Origin of the sequence: Agrobacterium sp. CFBP 3001 (assembly GCF_027871605.1) — a bacterium.
Classification (GTDB): Bacteria; Pseudomonadota; Alphaproteobacteria; order Rhizobiales; family Rhizobiaceae; genus Agrobacterium; species Agrobacterium leguminum.
On record NZ_JAQAHD010000030.1, the window covers coordinates 26,042 to 44,201 of the forward strand.

Here is an 18,160-nt window from a genome sequence, read left to right on the forward strand (position 1 = left end):
AACCGGCCTTTTCAGGCCGGCTGCTTCTGGGAAGGTTGCGCCTGATGGTTCGAATGCCCCGTTCCGTCCGGCGCTTTCGGCAACAGGCGGGTAAAACGCCTGACGATGCTGTCTATATAGGACAGGATGGTCGGCACCACGATCAGGGTCAGCAGCGTGGAACTGATGAGGCCGCCAACCACCGCATGGGCCATCGGCGCACGCTGCGCGCCACCGCCGCCGACGGCGAGACCGAGCGGGATCATGCCGAAGATCATCGCGAGCGTCGTCATGATGATCGGGCGGAAGCGGATGACGCCAGCATTTTCCAGCGCCTCGTTCAGCGAAAGCCCACGCCGCCGCTCGCGATTGGCGAAATCGACCAGAAGGATGCCGTTCTTGGTCACGAGGCCCATCAGCATGATGAAGCCGATCAGCGAGAACATGTTGATCGTGCTGCCGGCCACCATCAGCCCGATGAGGACGCCGACAAGCGAAAGCGGCAGGGACGCCATGATGGCGAGCGGTTGCATGAAGCTGCCGAATTGCGAGGCGAGCACGATGTAGATGAAGATGACGGCCATGGTAAGCGCCGTGACCATGTGGCCGATGGTCTCCTGCATGGTTTCGGCGTCACCGCCGAAGCGGATGCGATAGCCGTTCGGCAGGTCACGACCGGCGGTCAGGCCCTGCAACGTCTCCGTCACCTCGCCAAGCGTGCGGCCGGCGATATTGGCCGAAACCAGTATCTCGCGGCGATTGTCGATGCGGCGGATTTCGGCGGGGGCCGGCATGACGCCGATATCGGCGACTTGGTCGAGACGCACCATCAGCGGCGCGCCGTTCGCGGCCGTGCGGCCGGTTGCGATCATCAATTCACCGAGACCTGCCGCGTCGGACCGCCGCTCGACGGGCAGGCGGATGACGATATCGTAGCTGTTGCCGTCCGCATCCGTCCATTTCGACACATCCTCGCCGCCGATGAGGGGGGAAAGCGCTGCGGCAAGATCGGAGCGGGCAATGCCGAGATCGCTCGCCGCCGCGGGCTTCAGACGGACCGAAAGAATGGAGGTCACATCTTTGGCGCTGGAGGTCACATCCACGAGGCCGGGGATTTTCTTCATGTCTTCGACCAGACCGGTGGCGATTTTTTCGAGGACCGCCCGATCGTCGCCGAGGATGCTGAGCTGCACCGGGCTTTCGCCGCCGCCAAGGCCATTCTGCAGGATCGTGACCTCTATGCCCGGTATGGCTGACAGGCGTTTGCGAACCGGTTCGGCAAGGGAGAGTGTAGTCCGGCTCCGCATGTCGAGCGGCACCAGCCCCACCATTATGGCGGCCCGATGCTTGCCGGCGGCGCCGCCGGTATTGACGGTGGAATAGAGCGTCTCGACTTCCGGAAATTCCTTCAGCGCCTTTTCGACCTGCCGCACCTTCGTTGTCGTATAGTCCAGCGAGGAGCCGACCGGCGCGGTAATATTGACCTGAAAGCGGCCCTCATCGGCATTCGGAACGAATTCCGTGCCGACCAGCGGCACCATGAACAGGCTGCCGATAAAGATGCCCGACGCGACTAGCAGGGTGACGAGCCGATGCCGCAGGGTCCAGCCGATTGCCCGGCGATATTGCCCGGCCATCCATTCGAAGCCGTGGTCGAAACGGGCGATCAGGCGGCCCACCTGCCCGCGCTTCGCATCGGGCTGGGCGTCCGGATCGTACCAGACGCTGGACAGCATCGGGTCGAGCGTGAAGGCGACGAAGAGCGAGATCAGGACGGCGGCGGAAACGGTGACGCCGAATTCGTAGAAAAACCGGCCGACAATGCCGTCCATGAAGGCGACCGGCAGGAAGACTGCCACGATTGTCGCCGTTGTCGCGATTACCGCAAGCCCGATTTCATTGGTGCCGTCGAGGGCCGCGCGCAGATGCGATTTACCCATGTGAAGATGGCGGGTGATATTTTCGCGCACCACGATGGCGTCATCCACCAGAATGCCGATGGAAAGCGTCAGCGCCAGCAGGCTGAGCGTATTGAGCGTGAAGCCGAGGAAATGGATCACCGCGAGCGTACCGATAATTGCTATCGGCAATGTCAGCCCGGTAATCACCGTGCTGCGCCAGGAATTTAGAAACAGGAAGACGATGGCGACGGCGAGCGCCGCACCTTCGATCAGTGTCGTCTGTACCTGATTGACGGATTCGCGGATCGGTATCGATGAATCCGTGACGATGCGCAATTGCACGTTCTGTGGGGCAAGCTCGGCGTTGAGCGCATCGAGGCGCTTCCTCACATCCGTCGCGACCTGAACCGTATTGGCGTCCTGAACCTTGACGATGTCGATCGCCAGCGCCGTCTGGCCATTATAAAGGGCGCGGTTTTCGGCATCGGCCGCTCCTTCGGAGAGCGTGGCGACATCGCGAAGCGCAACGGCCGCGCCGCCGTGCCTTGCCACGACCATATCCAGCAGCGCCTGCGGCTCCTCGATACGCCCCTGCACCTGGATCGTGCGTTCGGAGACGGGATCGACGACGCTACCGGCTGGGCTGTTGCTGTTGCCGGTGCGCAGCGCATTCACCACCTCGTTGATGCCGATCCCGAGGGCGCGCATGCGCGTCTCGTCGATTGTCACATCGATCTGCCGTTTGCGGGCGCCGACCAGCGTTGCCTGGCCGACGCCGGCAACCGTTGTCAACTGCCGCACCACCTTCTGGTCGGCAAGGCTGGTGAGGGCGGGCACATCGAGCGACGTCGAACTAATCGCCACCGACAGGATCGGCTCGGCGGCGGGGTCGAACCTCGATATGACCGGCTTTTTGGCATCTTCGGGAAAATTCGCCTCGATGGCGGCGATCTTGTCGCGCACCTCCTGCGCGGCGGCCGAACTGCGCACCTCAAGCTTGAATTTCGCGACGACGACGGAGCGCCCCTCATAGGAGGTGGAGGTGACCTCATCGAGACCGCCAATGGCGTTCAGCGCATCCTCGACCGGGCGTGTCACTTCGGTTTCCACCGTCTCCGGCGTGGCACCGGGATAAGAGGTGATGACCACCACCACGGGAACGTCGACATTGGGATATTGGTCCAGCCCAAGCCGTTGCAGCGAGAAAGCGCCCATGACCAGAAGCGCAACCATCATCATGGTGGCGAAAACGGGTTGGGTAACGGATATGCGGGTCAAGAACATGTCAGCCTGCCTTGTCGACGGTGACGGCCATATCGGACCGCAATTGTGGAAGCGGCGCGGTCAGGATGGTCTCGCCATCCTTCAACCCGGCGGCAATCTCGATCAGGTTGCCGCCGTTCCAGCGCGCTCCCACCGTGACTGTCTGGCGGCGAAGATGGCCGTCCTGCACCTTGAGCACATGATAACCGGCCTCATCCTTGCGCAGCGCGATGGCGGGAACGACGAGCGCATCGTTTTTCTCGCGCAGCAGAATCGATCCGCTGGCGAACATTCCGCCCCACAGCCGGCCGTCACGATTGGCAAGCCGCAGATAGACGGCGACGAAGCGGGTGCCGTCTTCGGCAACCGGGCTGATGCGGTCGACCGTGCCTTTGACGATCTGGCCGCCAAGGCCGTCAATCTCCAGTTCCGCCGTCTGGCCGAGGGCGACGCGCGGAACATCGCGCGTGGCGACAAGAACCTTCGCCTCCAGCACGCTGGTATCGACCAGCGTGAGAAGCTCGCCATCCGCACCGACGCGCGATCCCGCCTCGGCAAGCCGCCGGGTGACGGTGCCACCGAAGGGCGCGCGGATTTCGGCATTGCGAAGGGCGAGGCGGGCAATATCCGCCTGCGCCGAGAGGCTCTGGAGCCTTGCCGTCTTCACCGCGACATCGCTTTTCGCCTTGTCGAGCTGTTCTGCCGAAGCGATGTTTTTCAGCGCAAGCTGTTCGGTTCTCGTCAGGGCCTGCATTGCCAGCATCAGCTCGGCCTCGGCCGCATCCCGGTCGCTCTGCCGCAGCAAAAGCGTCGATTGCAGCTCGTCGGTTTCGAAACGCACGAGCAGCTCGCCCGCCTGCACCGTGTCTCCGTCGCGGACATTCATCTCGACGATCTTGCCGGCTTCACGGGCGCGGATCACCACGCGGGTGATCGGCTGAAGCTCGCCGCTGATACCAAGCCGCTCCACCATCGGGCGCGTGCCGATCTTTGCCGTTTCGGTGGCCGTCAGCTCGAAGGGAGTGCCTGCCGGGCTCATCGCGGCAGTCTCGACGAGCCCATTCACGATGCCTTTGACACGCTCATTCGCATCGACGCTGCCGCGCGCCGGATCGAGAGCGGTGACAACGAGAACGCAACCTGCAAGCGCGATCCCCGCCTTGATGGTTCTCTTCACCCACATGCTGAAATCCTTTCCATACCGGTACCGCCGCTCAGGCGGTTACATTGCCTCTCTTGAGGCGTATGGCATCTGGATAGGTGTCCATAATTGCAGCAGCATTACCCTTGCGAACGCAGTTGCTTAAACAGCAGGGTCTGATGTTCCATCGCCCTGATTTCATGCCTTTTTGGAGGGGAAACCGCCATGCACGGGGTTGGAAATGCTCCGGCGTCTTCTTTGCCGCAATACTGCCGCAACCTTTCTGGCAGACAAGGGAATGCGAAGGGACGGTGACGCATGAGACTTCTGTTGATCGAAGACGAAAAGGCAATGGCGGATGCGCTGACGGCGACGCTCGGCAGGCAGGGCATCGTCATCGACCATACGATGTGGCTCGGCGATGCGATGGAGCTGACGCGCCAGCACGTCTATGACGCCATCCTGCTTGATCGCCGCCTGCCGGACGGGGAGGGACTTGCCTTCATTCCGCAGCTGCGCCACGCCGGCATCGACACGCCGATCATTCTATTGACGGCATTGAACGAGCCGGAAGACCGCATCGCCGGACTGGATGGCGGCGCCGACGATTATCTTGGCAAACCGTTTCTCGTCGGTGAGCTGCTGGCACGGGTGCGTGCGGTTCTAAGAAGGCCGGCAAACCTTGCGCCGGCCGAGATCACCGCCGGCCGCATCGTTATCGATCCGCTCCATCTCAGCGTCACGATCAATTCCGCTCCCTTCGATCTGCCAAGGCGCGAGCTTGCGATTCTCGTTGCGCTGGCGAAACGCAAGGGCAAATCCGTGCTGCGTTCCACGCTTGAGGCGGCCGTCTACAATTACGAGGAGGAGATCCAGTCCAATGCGCTCGACGCGCATATATCGCGGCTGCGAAAACGCCTGTTCGATGCCTCCGCAGGCGTTGGCGTCCATAATATTCGCGGCATCGGTTATCTGTTGAAGGAAGAGGCATGAAAGCGCAGGGTACCTCTAACTCGTCCTTGTGGTGGAAACTGAGCTGGCAGCTCAGCGTCGTCGTCTCCGCCATGATTGCCGTGGTCATCATCGGCCTCTGCTTTTACGGCATGACGATGCTTTCGCCCAATATTGCGCTCTGGGACGATCTGTCGGCAACACTCGATGAGTCGCTTTCGCTCGATCCGCAAAAAGGATTGGTCGTTACCAATGGCCCGGCATTGCAGGCCCTGAAGGCGGAGAACTCAACGCTCTGGTTCGTGGCTTCCACGCTGGACGGGCGGGTGGCGAGCTATGGCGCCGTGCCTGCCGTTTATGAGGAATTGTCGCCTTATCTGCATTTGCTGACGGATGCCGATATTCGCGGCGGAAAGGGCGTCTCCGAGGTCGCCCTGGTTGAAAGCATGGAGACGAAGTGGGGTTCCGTCAGGGTCATGTTCGGCGGAACCACGCATATGAGGGGGCAGTTTTTGGCGCTCCTTGCCGGAACCTACAAGATTTACGTTCCCCTCCTGGCTGTCATCTTGCCCGCCGTGTTCTTCTCGGTTCCCCGCATCGTGCGCGAGGCGCTTGCCGGCCTTAATTCCGTCGTCAAAAAGGCTCCCGAGATCGATCCGCGCCGGCCGGGCTCGAAGCTTCCGGTCGAGGATGTGCCGCGGGAGGTGGTGCCCCTGATCCTTGCCTTCAACGGCATCCTCGAACGGCTTGAAGAGCAGTTTCGGGCGCGGCAGCGTTTTCTCATCGATGCGGCGCATGAGCTGAGAACGCCGATTGCGATCATGCAGACCCGAATAGAGGGCCTGCCCGGGCCCGAGCAGCAACGCCTGATGGAGGATGTCGCGCGGCTTGGGGAAACCACGGAACAGCTTCTCGCCTTCGAAAGAAACGATCAGGTGAACGACCGGCGCGAAACGCTGGACCTCGTCGAGACGGCGCGCACTGTCGTTGCCGATCTGGCCCCGCTCGCGCTTGCGGCGGGCTACGATATCTCCTTCGAAACGCAGGTCGCGCGATATGAAATACTGGGCAACCCGTTCACCTTGCCGCGCGCCATCAGCAACATCGTGCGCAACGCCATCGACCATGGCGGAAACAGGGGGATGATCCACGTCTCGATTCTCGCCAGTGGCGAGATCGCGGTTTCCGATGAGGGACAGGGGATAGCCGAAGATCAGCGGGAGCGGATTTTCGAGCCCTTTTATCGCGTTACACCGCGCAGCACCGGGGCCGGCCTTGGCCTCAGCCTCGTCAAGCAGATCGTCGCCAACCATAACGGGCGAATCTTTCTGGACAGCAGCGCCTTCGGGAGCACCTTCCGGTTACGTTTCTGATCCTGCGTTGCGCGCGCTTTCAGGGGCGGGCAATTGTAATGTTGCCGCAATTTTCGCTGTCGTACCGTGTGGGGCACAGGATCAACCATGCCAACTGGAGTACGTGCAGTGAAACAACAGTGCAGTCTGTTTGCCAGGGCTTCCGGCGACAGGGCCTCCCGCGGTCGCGGCGTCGCCTTCGCCACCTTGCCCTTTGCCATCATCATGTCCGGCTGCACGTCCGTGCCGCTCAAGGAAGGCGGTACGCTGACCTCTTATGCGCAACTCAGCCCGGTCAAGGGCAAGTTCACCAAATCGCGCACCTTCGTGGACGCCAACGGACTGGCCGGCGTCAAGACCGTCGCCATCGTGCCGACCACCTTCTCCTTTGCGGCCTCGTCGCGGGTCACATCGGAAAAGGACCGTGTCCTTGTTTCGAATGCGCTGGATCGCGCCATCTGCGTGGCGCTCAGCGATAAATACCGGATTGCCGCGCTGGGCCAGCCGGCGGACATGACGGTGCGCACGGTCATCACCGATCTGGTGCCGACCGATAAGACCATGGCCGGGGTATCGACGGCCGTGACGCTCGGCAGCGGCTTCGTCCTGCCGGTCAGCGTGCCGCGTCTTCCATTCGGGCTTGGCGGCCTCGCCGTCGAGGCGGAGGCGGTGGACAGCACCGGCGTCCAGCGCGCTGCGGCCGTCTGGTCCAAGGGAGCGAATTCCATCACGGGCAACGCCCGCGTCTCGGAAATCGGAGATGCCTACGAGCTAGCCGCCGATTTCTCCAACTACTTCTCGCGCATTCTGGTGACAGGCAAGGTCTCCGACGGGCTGAACCTCTCTATCCCCTCCGGCCATCGAATCCGGTCCGCCCTGGGTGGAAAACCGAAATATGTCGAATGCGATGCCTATGGCCGGTCGCGCGGCCTGCAGGGCATGGTGGCCGACAAGTTCGGTGCGCCACCCGAATGGACCGACAGATCCGCAAAGGCCGCGTCGCGATAACATCAGCGGTTGATATGGGAGACGGTCGCGATCCCGCTCGCAGAATGAGCGGTTTGCGCCCATAGCGTCTGCGCCATCGTCTTGAGTTGCAGCGATTCCACCCATCTATCGGTGGAATCGCTGCCGTCCCGGCCGGTGATGGCATAGGGGCTGGGGCCGAGTTCACAGGTGAAGACCAGCTCACCATTATCGGGCGCAAGCGATCGCCAGTGGCGGAATCCATAGTCCCACCAGTTCAGAAACAGATCGACCCATGGGCGGTGATGGGCGAAGGAAATCTCGATCTGGATTTGCTCGCAGGAGCCGACACGTCCGTGAAAGGCCTGCGCATTGCGAAGGATGCGGCGGATCTGCCGCTGGCTTTCATCTTCGACTGGAAAGGCGAATTCGCGGGCAACGAGATAGTGGGACAGATCGGCCAGCAGCGGCAGTTCAGGCCGCCGTTCCAGAAGGTCGAGCGTGAACAGGAGATCGCTGGTCATCCGGTTGCGATGGGTTTCGATGAAGACGGGAACGCCCGCCTCTTCGGCAAGCCGCATCCAGCCGTCAAGAAGCGGCAGACAATCTTCCACCCGGCGCGGACGGATATCCGCCTGAAGATCGATATGGCTGACGGGAAACTCCTGCGCCAGCGCCAACGTCTGGCGCAGATCCTCGATACTGCGCGGAAAGCAGACACCTTCGATCCGAAGGCCCGTGCCACGGATCGCCCTGTTGAGACGCAATACATCCGCACGGTCGGTATAATGCGCGCTGACGCCATCGAAACCCGCTGCGGCGATCCGGGCTATGTTTTCCTCAAGGCTGGGTTCATGGCTGTCGCCGGAGAGCCTTTCCATGGCCCACAACGATTGAAAGACGAGCAATTTCTGCATCAGGCCGCCCGCGCGGTTTTCAGCAATGATTTGAGATTGACGCCGGGGTCGGCAAGAGCCGACGGATCGGGATTGATGCCGGCGACGATCAGCATCTCGGCCAGTTTGATGTCTCTGGCGACGCTGTTGCCGACGCCCAGCCCGGCGGCGGCGACAAGGCGGCCGTCCTGAAGGTAGAATTCCAGTTCGCCATCGCCCAGCGGTCGGGTGACGCTCTGATGCTCCGGCTGCGGCAGGCCCGCGACCTGAAGGCCGAGATCATATTGATCCGACCAGAACCAAGGTAGGGCGGCGAAGGCCTCGTTTGCGCCAAGAATGTTATGCGCTGCGACCTCCGCCTGGCTGCGGGCATTGCGCCAGCTTTCAAACCGGATATGTCCGCCGGCGGCTTGCGAGACGGCCGCGCAATCGCCCGCCGCGAAGATATGGGGATCGCTGGTGCGCAGGAAAGCATCGGTCAGAATGCCGTTTCCGGTCGCAAGCCCAGCCGTTTGCGCCAATGCGACATTGGGCAGGACGCCGATGGCGGAGACGACTATATCGGCCGGTACGCGCGCGCCTTCGGTAAGCAAAACTGCTTCCGGCGTGATTTCCGAAACGCCCTGTCCCAGATGGAAATTCACGCCCTCTTCGAGATGGCGCTTGTGTATCCTTTCGGCAAAACGCGGGGGAACCGCGCGGCCGAGCGGCCGTGTTGCGGCCTCGATAATGTTGACCGCAACCCCCTTGCCACGCAGAACCGCTGCAAGTTCCATTCCGACAAGCCCGCCGCCGATGATCGCGATCCGGGCGCCGCTATTTTTGCGGGAGAAAATCGCCTGCGCATCCGCGTGGGTGCGGAAATCCAGCGCCAGCCCCGCGCCGGGGCATGTTAATTTTCGCGGCTGTGCCCCGGTTGCAAGCAGCAGCCTGTCATAGCCGAGCGTCCACCCGTCATCAAGTGTCACAAGACGGTCTTTCACATCGATCCGGGTCGCCGATACGCCCTGACGATAGGAGATGCGGGCAGTCTCCAGTGCTCCGTCGCCGCAGATGGGTTTCATCCGCACCGCACCTTCGAGCGGTTTGGAGAGCGGGGGCCGTTCATAGGGTGGGTGCGGCTCCGTGCCGACCAGCGTGACGTTGCCTGCAAAGCCCGCTTCGCGCAGCGCAAAGGCGGCACGTGTGCCCGCCTCGCCGGCGCCGATGATGACAATTGCGTCCATGGTATCTCCGTAAGAAGGGACCGGCGCGCTTTTCAGGGTGCACCGGCTGGGGGAGGATCAGTTTCGGCTGGCGTAGTCGGTCATGTTCTTCCGCGTCACCAGTTCGAACGGAACCATGACCTGTTTGTCGACCGGCGTGCCGCGTATCAGGGCGACGGCGGCATCGAGCGCGCTTGTCGATTGCCCCTTGGCGTTCTGGAAAACCGTGGCGTCGAGATCGTCAGCGGCCATGGAGGCGAGACCGTCCGGCGTGGCGTCGATGCCGATGACGATCACATCGTCCATCGAAACGCTGGCCGCCTTCAGCGCCTGAACCGCGCCGATCGCCATCTCGTCATTATTGGCGAAGACGACGTCGATGGGCCGGCCGGCGGTGATCCAGTTGGTCGTCATGTCCATGGCGGTTGTCCGTGTCCAGGCGGCCGATTGCTCGTCGGCGATGGTGACGGCCCTGCAGTCGCCGGATGTGAGCGCCTGCTTGAAGGACGAGGTGCGGTTGCGCGAGGCCTGATGGGCCAGATCGCCCATCAATATATAGGCCTGCGCGTCGGCGGCCTTTCCCTTCTCCTTGAGCAACGAACAGGCCGCTTCGCCGGCCAGCCGCCCCGCATCGGTTTCCCGTGAGCCGACATAGGCCTGCTTTTCCGGCAGTTTGGCGACATTGTCCGGTTCGAGGTTGAGGTAGACCAGCGGAATGCCCGCCTTGGCGGCGGCATCGCTGATGCCGGGTGCGGCCGAGGTGTCTGCCAGCGTCACGATGATCGCGTCGACGTTTGCGGCGATGAAATTATTGACCTGGTTGAGCTGCTTGGAAATATCGGCCTGCGCGTCCTCGACCTGGATCTTGACGCCGTCGACCTCAGACGCCCGGGCGCCAAGCCCTTCGCGCAGCAGGGTCTGGAAATTATTGTCGAAGCTCTGCATCGAAACGCCGATGGTCTCGGCCGATGCCGTGCCCGCGAAAAGGACCGCCACAGCGGCGATGGTACAGATGGATTTCATGTTTGTCCTCCCTTGGGGCGCCGGGCCGCCCGGGTGCATTCCGGAGGCCCTTTCGGGCCTGCTCGAAAGCCCGGCCTAGCCGATGGTGATGCGTACTTCGCCGTCCACCACCTGCGCCGGATAGGTCTTCAGGTTTTCGCAGGCGGGCAGCCGCAGCGCCTCGCCGGTGCGATAATCGAAGGCGCCGGAATGCTTGGGACATTCCACCTCGAAATCCATCACCAGCCCTTCGGCGAGATGGATGGCCTCATGGGTGCAGAGGCCGGCTGTGCAATAAACGCTGTCATCCGGACCGCGGTAGATCGCATAGGTGCGTCCGGCGTGGTCGAAGCGGATCGCGCCTTCCTGTTCGATGTCTTCCAGTTTGCAGGCTGAAACCCAGTTCATTCGGCTGCCTCCCCGATGGTGTTGCGCGCCTTGCGGGCCGCGAGTTTTTCTTTGCGTTTGCGATAGCGTTCCTGCATGCGGGCTTCTCCCTCGGCCGAGCCGTCGTGCCAGGTGCCGAACCACCTATCGAGCGGGATGAGGGCGTCGCCGTAATTCACCTCGAAATATTTGTGGTGGAGGTAATGCGCATAGGCATGGCTATCGACCAGCTTGTCCTCGCCGATCTCGACCTTGTCGAAGCCGACATGGCCGGGGATCGCGCCGAAACCCGCATAATGCAGCTGGTAAAGCATGAGGACCGGGTTGGACGGCAGGACCAGGTGATAAAAGGCGGTGCCGAAATAAAGCAGATGCTCGACCGGATGCATGGATAGCGACGACCAGGGCGACGGGTTCACCGAATTGTGGTGGACGGAATGCACCCATTTATAAAGCAGCGGCGTGTGGATGAGCCGGTGAATGCAGAAGAAGTGAAATTCGTGGATGATCGGCACAACGAGCCCCACGGCTGCGAGCGTCCATGGATTTTCGGCAAAGCTGAGCCATGGCGCATAACCATTGGCATAGGCCCACAACATCGCCACTTCGATGGCGGTCCAGATCGTCACGCCGGAAAGGAAGGTGCGCAGGATGTTGTCGAGGTTCTGGCTCTCGAACCAGAAGGCCTTGCTCTTCTGTTCGGCGGGAAATTTGCCGTTATATTTGAAGCGGTTTTCCTGCCGCTTCAGAATATAGAGATGGAGTTCGAAACCGCCGTAGAAGAGAAAGACGCAGACCGCATTGACCGCATAAAGCCAGGCGATCCAGCCGAAGCCAAGCGTGGCCATGGTTTCGACGGGCGGAATGACAAAGGCCCAGTAGCCGACTGCAGAAAGCGCGAAGATCGCATTCCACGGAAAAAAATAATGCGGGAGCCACTTCAGCACCGCCACGAGGCGCGGCGGAAAGGCAAAGAGCGGTGCTGTTTCCACCGGCTGGTGGGGCGCCCAGTCGCCGCGCTTGTTACGCGTTCCATATTTCAGATCGTCCATAGCGCTCTCCTTCGGACGATCGCTCTCGATGCGCCCGCGCAAGTTTTCATGATGAAGAAGGGCGTCTGAACGCCATGGCCGCCGGCACTCTCGCGCTCTGCGGCTTTCCTCCCTGAAGAGAAATTAGCAGGGCGGGCGGTGAACGCCGAAGCCTTCCTTGATCAAATCAGATCAAAGGCTTTCGGCGGTGATGGTGACGAAGCGAATGGGCGCGTTATCGGGTTCGATATCGGTGAGACCGATCCGGCGAAGGACGAGATCCAGCGCCCGGCGGGCCTGCGCCTCGGGGGCCTGATCGAGCACGATATCCATGATGCCGTCATTCAGCGCCTTGCGGGTATAATCGGTCAATTCATGGCCGACGAAGAATATCTCGCTGCCGCGCGGATGCCGGCGAAGAACGTCGATCAGGGCGGCATTCGCGCCGCCGGCATTATAGAGTCCGGCCATGTCTGGATAGAGATCGAGCGCCATGCGCAGGGCCTCGGCGCCGTAATATTCGTCGTCGCGGGTAAAGCCCAGCCATTCGAAGCGATGTTCACCAGGATGATCGCGGAAGTAATCGGAAAAGCCACCGATACGGTCGCGGTGGACCTGATAGATCGGATGGCAGAGCGCGATGACCGGGCCGGGCTGGCGTGCCATGCGGGTGATGAAGTGCGCCGCCGTCCGTCCCGCCGCGCCGTTGTCGATGCCGATGAATTCGCCCTTTTCCGCCGAAGCGCGCGTGACGACATGCACGACCGGCACGCCGCGCGCCACCGCCGCCTCGACGGCGGCGCTAACCGCCGGGCTGCTCGGACTGGCGAGGATAAGGCCCGCGCGCGCCTTTGCGGCGGCGGTGATGCGGCTCGCCAGCTCGTCCGGCTTCATCTCTTCTGCGAAGCTGCGGTGGACAACGACGAGAGGGTCGAGCGTTGCCGCAATTCTTTCGAAGGCCTTGGAAAGCCGCCGGTAAAAGGTGGTGTCCGGGCGTACCATCAGCACTTCTATGCGCAAGAGGCCTCGGTGGGTCTCCGGCAGGGTGCGCGGATAATCCAGTGTGCGTGCGGCAAGAACGACCTTTTCCACGAGTTCGGCACGAACGCCGCCGCGCCCGTTTAGCACCCGCTCGACCGTGGCGGTTCCAACGCCTGCGAGGCGGGCGATATCGCGGTAATTCGGCCTGCTCACATTCGCTTTCCTGATATTGATGTGTCTGTCGTCTTCAAGACAGACCGAGTTTCTGAAGGCCGCATTCGCGGACGATTTCGGCGATATGGCTGAACTGCGCCGAGAGCGGATTGCTCTTGCGCCACACGATGCCGATGGTGCGCGACGGGCGCGGTTCCGCTAGCCGGAACACCGAGACCGTGGATTGCCGTGTCTCCATATCGACGGCCATCTGCGGAATGAGCGTGACGCCGATGCCGGCGCCGACCATCTGCACGAGGGTGGAGAGCGAGGAGCCTTCCATCAGCACGCGGGGCGGCGCATTGGTCGTGCTGCAGAAGGAAAGCGCCTGGTTGCGGAAGCAATGGCCTTCTTCCAGCAGCAGTAGGCGCATTTCGCCCAGCTTGTCGGCGCTTGGCACCGGCATGCCCGCATCCTCCATCGGCCGCACCAGAATGAATTCTTCCGAAAACAGCGGAACCTCCTCCAGCGCGGGTTCCGAAACGGGCAGCGCGACGATTGCCATGTCGAGCCGGGCTTCCAGAAGGTCCTCGATGAGTTTCTGCGTCACCGCCTCGCGCGGGCGTGCTTCCAGTCCGGGATAATGCCGCGTGAGCGTCTTGATCACCTGCGGCAAAAGATAGGGCGCGACGGTGGGAATGACACCGATGCGCAGGCGACCGCTGAGAGGGCCGTGCCCCGCACGCGCCAGATCCTGCAACTCGTCCACCGAACGCAATATCGAGCGGGTGCGTTCGGCGAATTCCTCGCCAAGCGCGGTCAGCCTGATCTGGCGGCTGCCGCGTTCGACGAGCGGCGCACCGATCAATTCCTCCAGTTCCCGGATCTGCAAAGATAGTGCAGGTTGGGAAATCGCGCACACCTCCGCCGCCCGACCGAAATGACCGATCTTGGCCAGAGCGTCGAAATAACGGAGATGTTTCATGGAGAGCGCAATCATAAGCTCAGCATATCGCAGCCTTTAGAATATACAATTGGAAATTATGGAACCCGGCTGTTAGTCATCTTCATGACAGAAAGAAGCTGTAGCTGTGAGAGGTTACCAGCGTCGCTGCACGGTTTTCCCATGACCTGCCGCTGGCTCTGGCTCTAACGCTGCACATGTCGAATTGATTATTTCGTTTAATTGTTAAACCCATCGGAGGGCGAAATGGACGCAACTTCAAAACCGGCTGGCAAGTGTCCTGTCATGCATGGAGGCAATACGGCCTCGGGTAAATCGGTAACCGAATGGTGGCCGAATGCGCTGAACCTCGACATCCTGCACCAGCACGACACCAAGACCAATCCGCTCGGCACCTCCTTCAACTATCGTGAAGCCCTGAAGACGCTCGATGTCGAAGCGTTGAAAGCCGATCTGCGCGCGCTGATGACCGACAGCCAGGACTGGTGGCCGGCCGACTGGGGCAGCTATGTGGGCATGATGGCGCGCGTTACCTGGCATGCGGCGGGTTCTTACCGCGTGACTGACGGCCGCGGCGGCGCCAACACCGGCAACCAGCGTTTTGCCCCGCTCAATTCCTGGCCGGACAACGTGAACACCGACAAGGGCCGCCGTCTCCTGTGGCCGATCAAGAAGAAATACGGCAACAAGATTTCCTGGGCAGACCTGATCGCGCTCGCCGGCACCATTGCCTATGACGTTGCCGGTCTGAAGACCTTCGGCTTTGCTTTCGGCCGCGAAGATATCTGGGCTCCGGAAAAGGACACCTATTGGGGTGACGAAAAGGAATGGCTGGCGCCGAGCGACGGCCGTTACGGCGACGTGACCAAGCCCGCGACGCTGGAAAACCCGCTCGCTGCCGTGCAGATGGGCCTCATCTACGTCAACCCGGAAGGCGTGAACGGCAAGTCCGATCCGCTGGCGACGGCGGCGCAGATGCGCGAAACCTTTGCCCGCATGGGCATGGATGACGAGGAAACCGTGGCGCTTACCGCCGGCGGCCACACCATCGGCAAGTCGCACGGCAATGGCAGCGCCGCCAACCTCAGCCCCGATCCGGAAGCCGCAGGCCCGGAATTTCAGGGTCTCGGCTGGATCAACACCAAGGGCCGCGGCATCGGTCGCGACACCGTGGTATCCGGCATCGAGGGCGCGTGGACGAGCGAGCCGACCAAGTGGGACAATGGGTTCTTCGATATGCTGTTCAAGCATGAGTGGACGTTGACGCACAGCCCCGCCGGTGCATCGCAATGGGCGCCGATCACCATCGCCGAGGAAGACAAGCCTGTCGACGTCGAGGATGCCTCGATCCGCACCATTCCGATGATGACCGATGCCGACATGGCCCTGAAGGTCGACCCGATCTACCGCGAGATTTCGCTGAAGTTCAAGGACGATCAGGACCATTTCTCCGAGGTCTTTGCCCGCGCCTGGTTCAAGCTGACCCACCGCGACATGGGGCCGAAGTCCCGTTATTTCGGCCCGGACGTTCCGGCGGAAGACCTGATCTGGCAGGATCCCATCCCCGCAGGCTCCACCAGCTACGATGTCGCCGCCGTCAAGGCGAAGATCGCGGCTTCCGGTCTTTCCGTTGCCGATCTGGTCTCGACCGCCTGGGACAGCGCCCGCACTTTCCGCGGTTCTGACAAGCGCGGCGGCGCCAATGGCGCACGCATCCGACTCGCGCCGCAGAAGGACTGGGAAGGCAATGAGCCCGCCCGTCTGTCCCGTGTGCTCTCGGTACTGGAACCGATTGCCCGTGAAACCGGCGCAAGCATTGCGGATGTGATCGTTCTGGCCGGCAATTACGGTGTGGAGCAGGCGGCGAAAGCGGCCGGCTTCGACATTGCCGTGCCTTTCGCGGCCGGCCGCGGCGATGCTTCCGCCGAGCAGACGGATGCTGACAGCTTTGCGCCGCTTGAGCCGCTGGCGGATGGTTTCCGCAACTGGGTCAAGAAGGACTATGTCGTCAGCCCCGAAGAACTGCTTCTGGACCGCGCCCAGCTTCTCGCTCTCACCGCGCCGGAACTGACAGTGCTGATCGGCGGCCTGCGCGTTATCGGCGCAAATTATGCCGGTACGGCGCATGGCGTGTTTACCGACAAGCCCGGCGCGCTGACGACGGACTTCTTCACGACGCTGACGGACATGGCCTATTCCTGGGTTCCGACCGGCAACAATCTCTATGAGATTCGTGACCGCAAGACCGGGGTAGCCAAGTACACGGCGACCCGCGTGGATCTCGTCATCGGTTCGAACTCCATCTTGCGCGCCTATGCGGAAGTTTATGCGCAGGACGACAGCAGGGAGAAATTCGTGCGTGATTTCATCGCCGCCTGGGCGAAGGTGATGAACGCCGACCGTTTCGACCTTCTGTAAGCAAAGGCCGACTGTTTAATGATGATGCACCTCCCTGAGCGATCGGGGAGGTGTTTTTCTATCTGTAGCTTGGCGAAGACGCATCAGCGCTCGCTCCGGCATGCTATCGCCGGTCAGAAGCCGCAACCGGTTCGCCGGATGAAGATTTTTCCGCCTTTGCGGAGGGAGCTTTGCCGCTCTTTTCGTTTTCGTGCGCATCCGGCCCGGCCACGATGACGCCGCGGCCCTTTTCTTCGCGTTTCTTGTCGGCGAAGTTGCCCGGTTCCTTTTTGCTGTCCATTGATGAATCTCCCGTGTTGCGTTCCTGTCAGGAGTTCAACGGACGTTTCGCCCAGAGGTTCCAGAGCTGTCGCGTCAGCGGATGTTTCTCTTTATAATGATCTTTGCTATTAACATGAATTGATAAGTCATGTTATTGGGGCTGAAGCGCGCTGACTGGCGCGGTGCGCCCGTCTTTCCATACGCTCACCCCAGACCCGACAACCGGACGGTACCCGCATTGAGTTTCTGGCATTCCATGACCTGGCACACGGAAGGGATCAGCGTCACTGCGCCGGTGAAATGGCGCCAGTTCGACGGGCTGGTCAGTGCGTTCTGGGAAGCGGAAAGCCAGATGGGAGCGAAGGGTTACTATCTGGCCGCCGATCCGCGCATCATGATCTTTTTCAACGATGTCTCCTCGCGCATCAGCATGTCCAACCGCAATGGCGAGTTCACCAACCATTCGCGGCCGATGACACGGGCGGTTTATGTGCCGGCCGGCGTGCCGATGTGGACGAGCAGCAGCGCCACGCATCGGTTCTCGCACCTTAACCTGCATATTCACAAGGACCGCCTTTTGCGTTTCCTGTCACCTTCGGTGGGCAGTTCGGCGGCGATGACGGCGCTGCGCCGTCCGGTCGAGATACAGGATATCGGCTCGGTGGAAACCCTTGCCGGCCTGCTGGTCGATGAGCTGGCTGAACCCTCGAAACATGCGGTCTATGCGGAAAGCCTCGTCGGCAGCATCGTTGCCGGCCTGCTGGATATTCCCGGCCCTTCGCCCGAGCAGGTCAATGGCAGGCTGACGCAGGCGCAGTTGAACAAGCTTCTTGCCCAGGTCGAAAAGCGTGGCGACGACCGCATGACGGTTGCCGAAATGGCCGATATTGTCGGGCTTTCGGAAAGCTGGTTCGCCACCGTATTTCGCCAGACCACCGGCAAGACACCGCTGCAATGGCAATTGGAACGGCGCATCAATGCCGCCCAGAAACTTCTGCTGGAAGGCGATCTGACGGTGGCCGATATCGCCGCCCAGCTCGGCTTTTCCGATCAGGCCCATCTGACCAAGGCTTTCCGCCAGTCCGTGGGAAACACACCCGCCGCCTGGCGACGGTTGCACAGGCTGCTTTGAAGCTGGGTGAGGTCGATGCGCAGTGTTTTGGTGAGGCCGCAAACCTCACCTTTCGTCATCCTCGGGCTTGTCCCACTGCTGTCCGGTTTAAATTTGGTGGACATGGCGCACGGTGTTGATTCTACTCGTATTCGAGCGTTTGGCGACGATCTCGGACACGAAAGAGGAGCAACACCG

Annotated in this window: 15 protein-coding genes; 5 read left to right on the plus strand and 10 right to left on the minus strand. The window is 61.7% G+C overall.

The window, feature by feature from the left end:
* Nucleotides 1-11: 11 nt before the first annotated feature.
* Together PH605_RS23375 and PH605_RS23380 are read right to left on the minus strand one after the other, a co-directional pair.
* Nucleotides 12-3,164, minus strand: coding sequence for an efflux RND transporter permease subunit (locus PH605_RS23375; protein ID WP_142846430.1), 3,153 nt, complete (start codon nt 3,162-3,164; stop codon nt 12-14).
* A gap of 1 nt (nt 3,165) precedes the next feature.
* Complete coding sequence (locus PH605_RS23380; RefSeq protein WP_142846428.1) at nt 3,166-4,326, minus strand: efflux RND transporter periplasmic adaptor subunit; 1,161 nt, start codon at nt 4,324-4,326, stop codon at nt 3,166-3,168.
* 276 nt (nt 4,327-4,602) lie between these two features.
* Here PH605_RS23380 and PH605_RS23385 point away from each other — a divergent pair, with 276 nt between their 5' ends.
* From PH605_RS23385 to PH605_RS23395, 3 genes are all read left to right on the plus strand, one after another.
* A complete protein-coding gene (locus PH605_RS23385) occupies nt 4,603-5,277 on the plus strand; it encodes a response regulator transcription factor (RefSeq protein ID WP_125146890.1) in 675 nt (224 codons plus the stop codon).
* Complete coding sequence (locus PH605_RS23390; protein WP_020809307.1) at nt 5,274-6,608, plus strand: sensor histidine kinase; 1,335 nt, start codon at nt 5,274-5,276, stop codon at nt 6,606-6,608. Before PH605_RS23385 ends, PH605_RS23390 begins: the two co-directional genes overlap by 4 nt.
* A gap of 108 nt (nt 6,609-6,716) precedes the next feature.
* Entirely contained in the window at nt 6,717-7,595 is an 879-nt protein-coding gene (locus PH605_RS23395; protein WP_020809308.1) for a DUF3313 domain-containing protein, read from the plus strand.
* A gap of 2 nt (nt 7,596-7,597) precedes the next feature.
* On the opposite strand, the gene PH605_RS23400 is transcribed toward PH605_RS23395, so the two are convergent.
* The 7 genes from PH605_RS23400 to PH605_RS23430 form a co-directional block, all read right to left on the minus strand.
* Complete coding sequence (locus PH605_RS23400) at nt 7,598-8,470, minus strand: sugar phosphate isomerase/epimerase family protein (protein ID WP_142846426.1); 873 nt, start codon at nt 8,468-8,470, stop codon at nt 7,598-7,600.
* Nucleotides 8,470-9,675, minus strand: coding sequence for an NAD(P)/FAD-dependent oxidoreductase (locus PH605_RS23405; protein WP_142846424.1), 1,206 nt, complete (start codon nt 9,673-9,675; stop codon nt 8,470-8,472). The genes PH605_RS23400 and PH605_RS23405 overlap by 1 nt, the downstream gene beginning before the upstream one ends.
* A gap of 57 nt (nt 9,676-9,732) precedes the next feature.
* A complete protein-coding gene (locus PH605_RS23410) occupies nt 9,733-10,677 on the minus strand; it encodes a substrate-binding domain-containing protein (protein WP_142846422.1) in 945 nt (314 codons plus the stop codon).
* A gap of 75 nt (nt 10,678-10,752) precedes the next feature.
* The gene (locus PH605_RS23415) at nt 10,753-11,064 is read right to left on the minus strand and encodes a MocE family 2Fe-2S type ferredoxin (protein ID WP_020809312.1); all 312 of its coding nucleotides are present in this window, start codon (nt 11,062-11,064) and stop codon (nt 10,753-10,755) included.
* Entirely contained in the window at nt 11,061-12,095 is a 1,035-nt protein-coding gene (locus PH605_RS23420) for a sterol desaturase family protein (protein ID WP_142846420.1), read from the minus strand. Before PH605_RS23420 ends, PH605_RS23415 begins: the two co-directional genes overlap by 4 nt.
* Nucleotides 12,096-12,266: 171 nt before the next feature.
* Entirely contained in the window at nt 12,267-13,268 is a 1,002-nt protein-coding gene (locus PH605_RS23425) for a LacI family DNA-binding transcriptional regulator (RefSeq protein ID WP_142846418.1), read from the minus strand.
* Between the two features lie 34 nt (nt 13,269-13,302).
* The gene (locus tag PH605_RS23430; RefSeq protein ID WP_142846416.1) at nt 13,303-14,208 is read right to left on the minus strand and encodes a hydrogen peroxide-inducible genes activator; all 906 of its coding nucleotides are present in this window, start codon (nt 14,206-14,208) and stop codon (nt 13,303-13,305) included.
* A 210-nt stretch (nt 14,209-14,418) separates the two neighbouring features.
* Here PH605_RS23430 and katG point away from each other — a divergent pair, with 210 nt between their 5' ends.
* Nucleotides 14,419-16,590: a catalase/peroxidase HPI gene (katG, locus tag PH605_RS23435; RefSeq protein WP_142846414.1), complete on the plus strand. Its 2,172-nt coding sequence runs from the start codon at nt 14,419-14,421 to the stop codon at nt 16,588-16,590.
* 103 nt (nt 16,591-16,693) lie between these two features.
* On the opposite strand, the gene PH605_RS23440 is transcribed toward katG, so the two are convergent.
* Nucleotides 16,694-16,870 (minus strand): hypothetical protein, encoded by a 177-nt coding sequence (locus PH605_RS23440; protein ID WP_162856876.1) that lies wholly within the window; start codon nt 16,868-16,870, stop codon nt 16,694-16,696.
* 219 nt (nt 16,871-17,089) lie between these two features.
* Here PH605_RS23440 and PH605_RS23445 point away from each other — a divergent pair, with 219 nt between their 5' ends.
* Complete coding sequence (locus PH605_RS23445) at nt 17,090-17,983, plus strand: helix-turn-helix domain-containing protein (RefSeq protein WP_020809316.1); 894 nt, start codon at nt 17,090-17,092, stop codon at nt 17,981-17,983.
* The last annotated feature ends 177 nt before the right edge of the window (nt 17,984-18,160 follow it).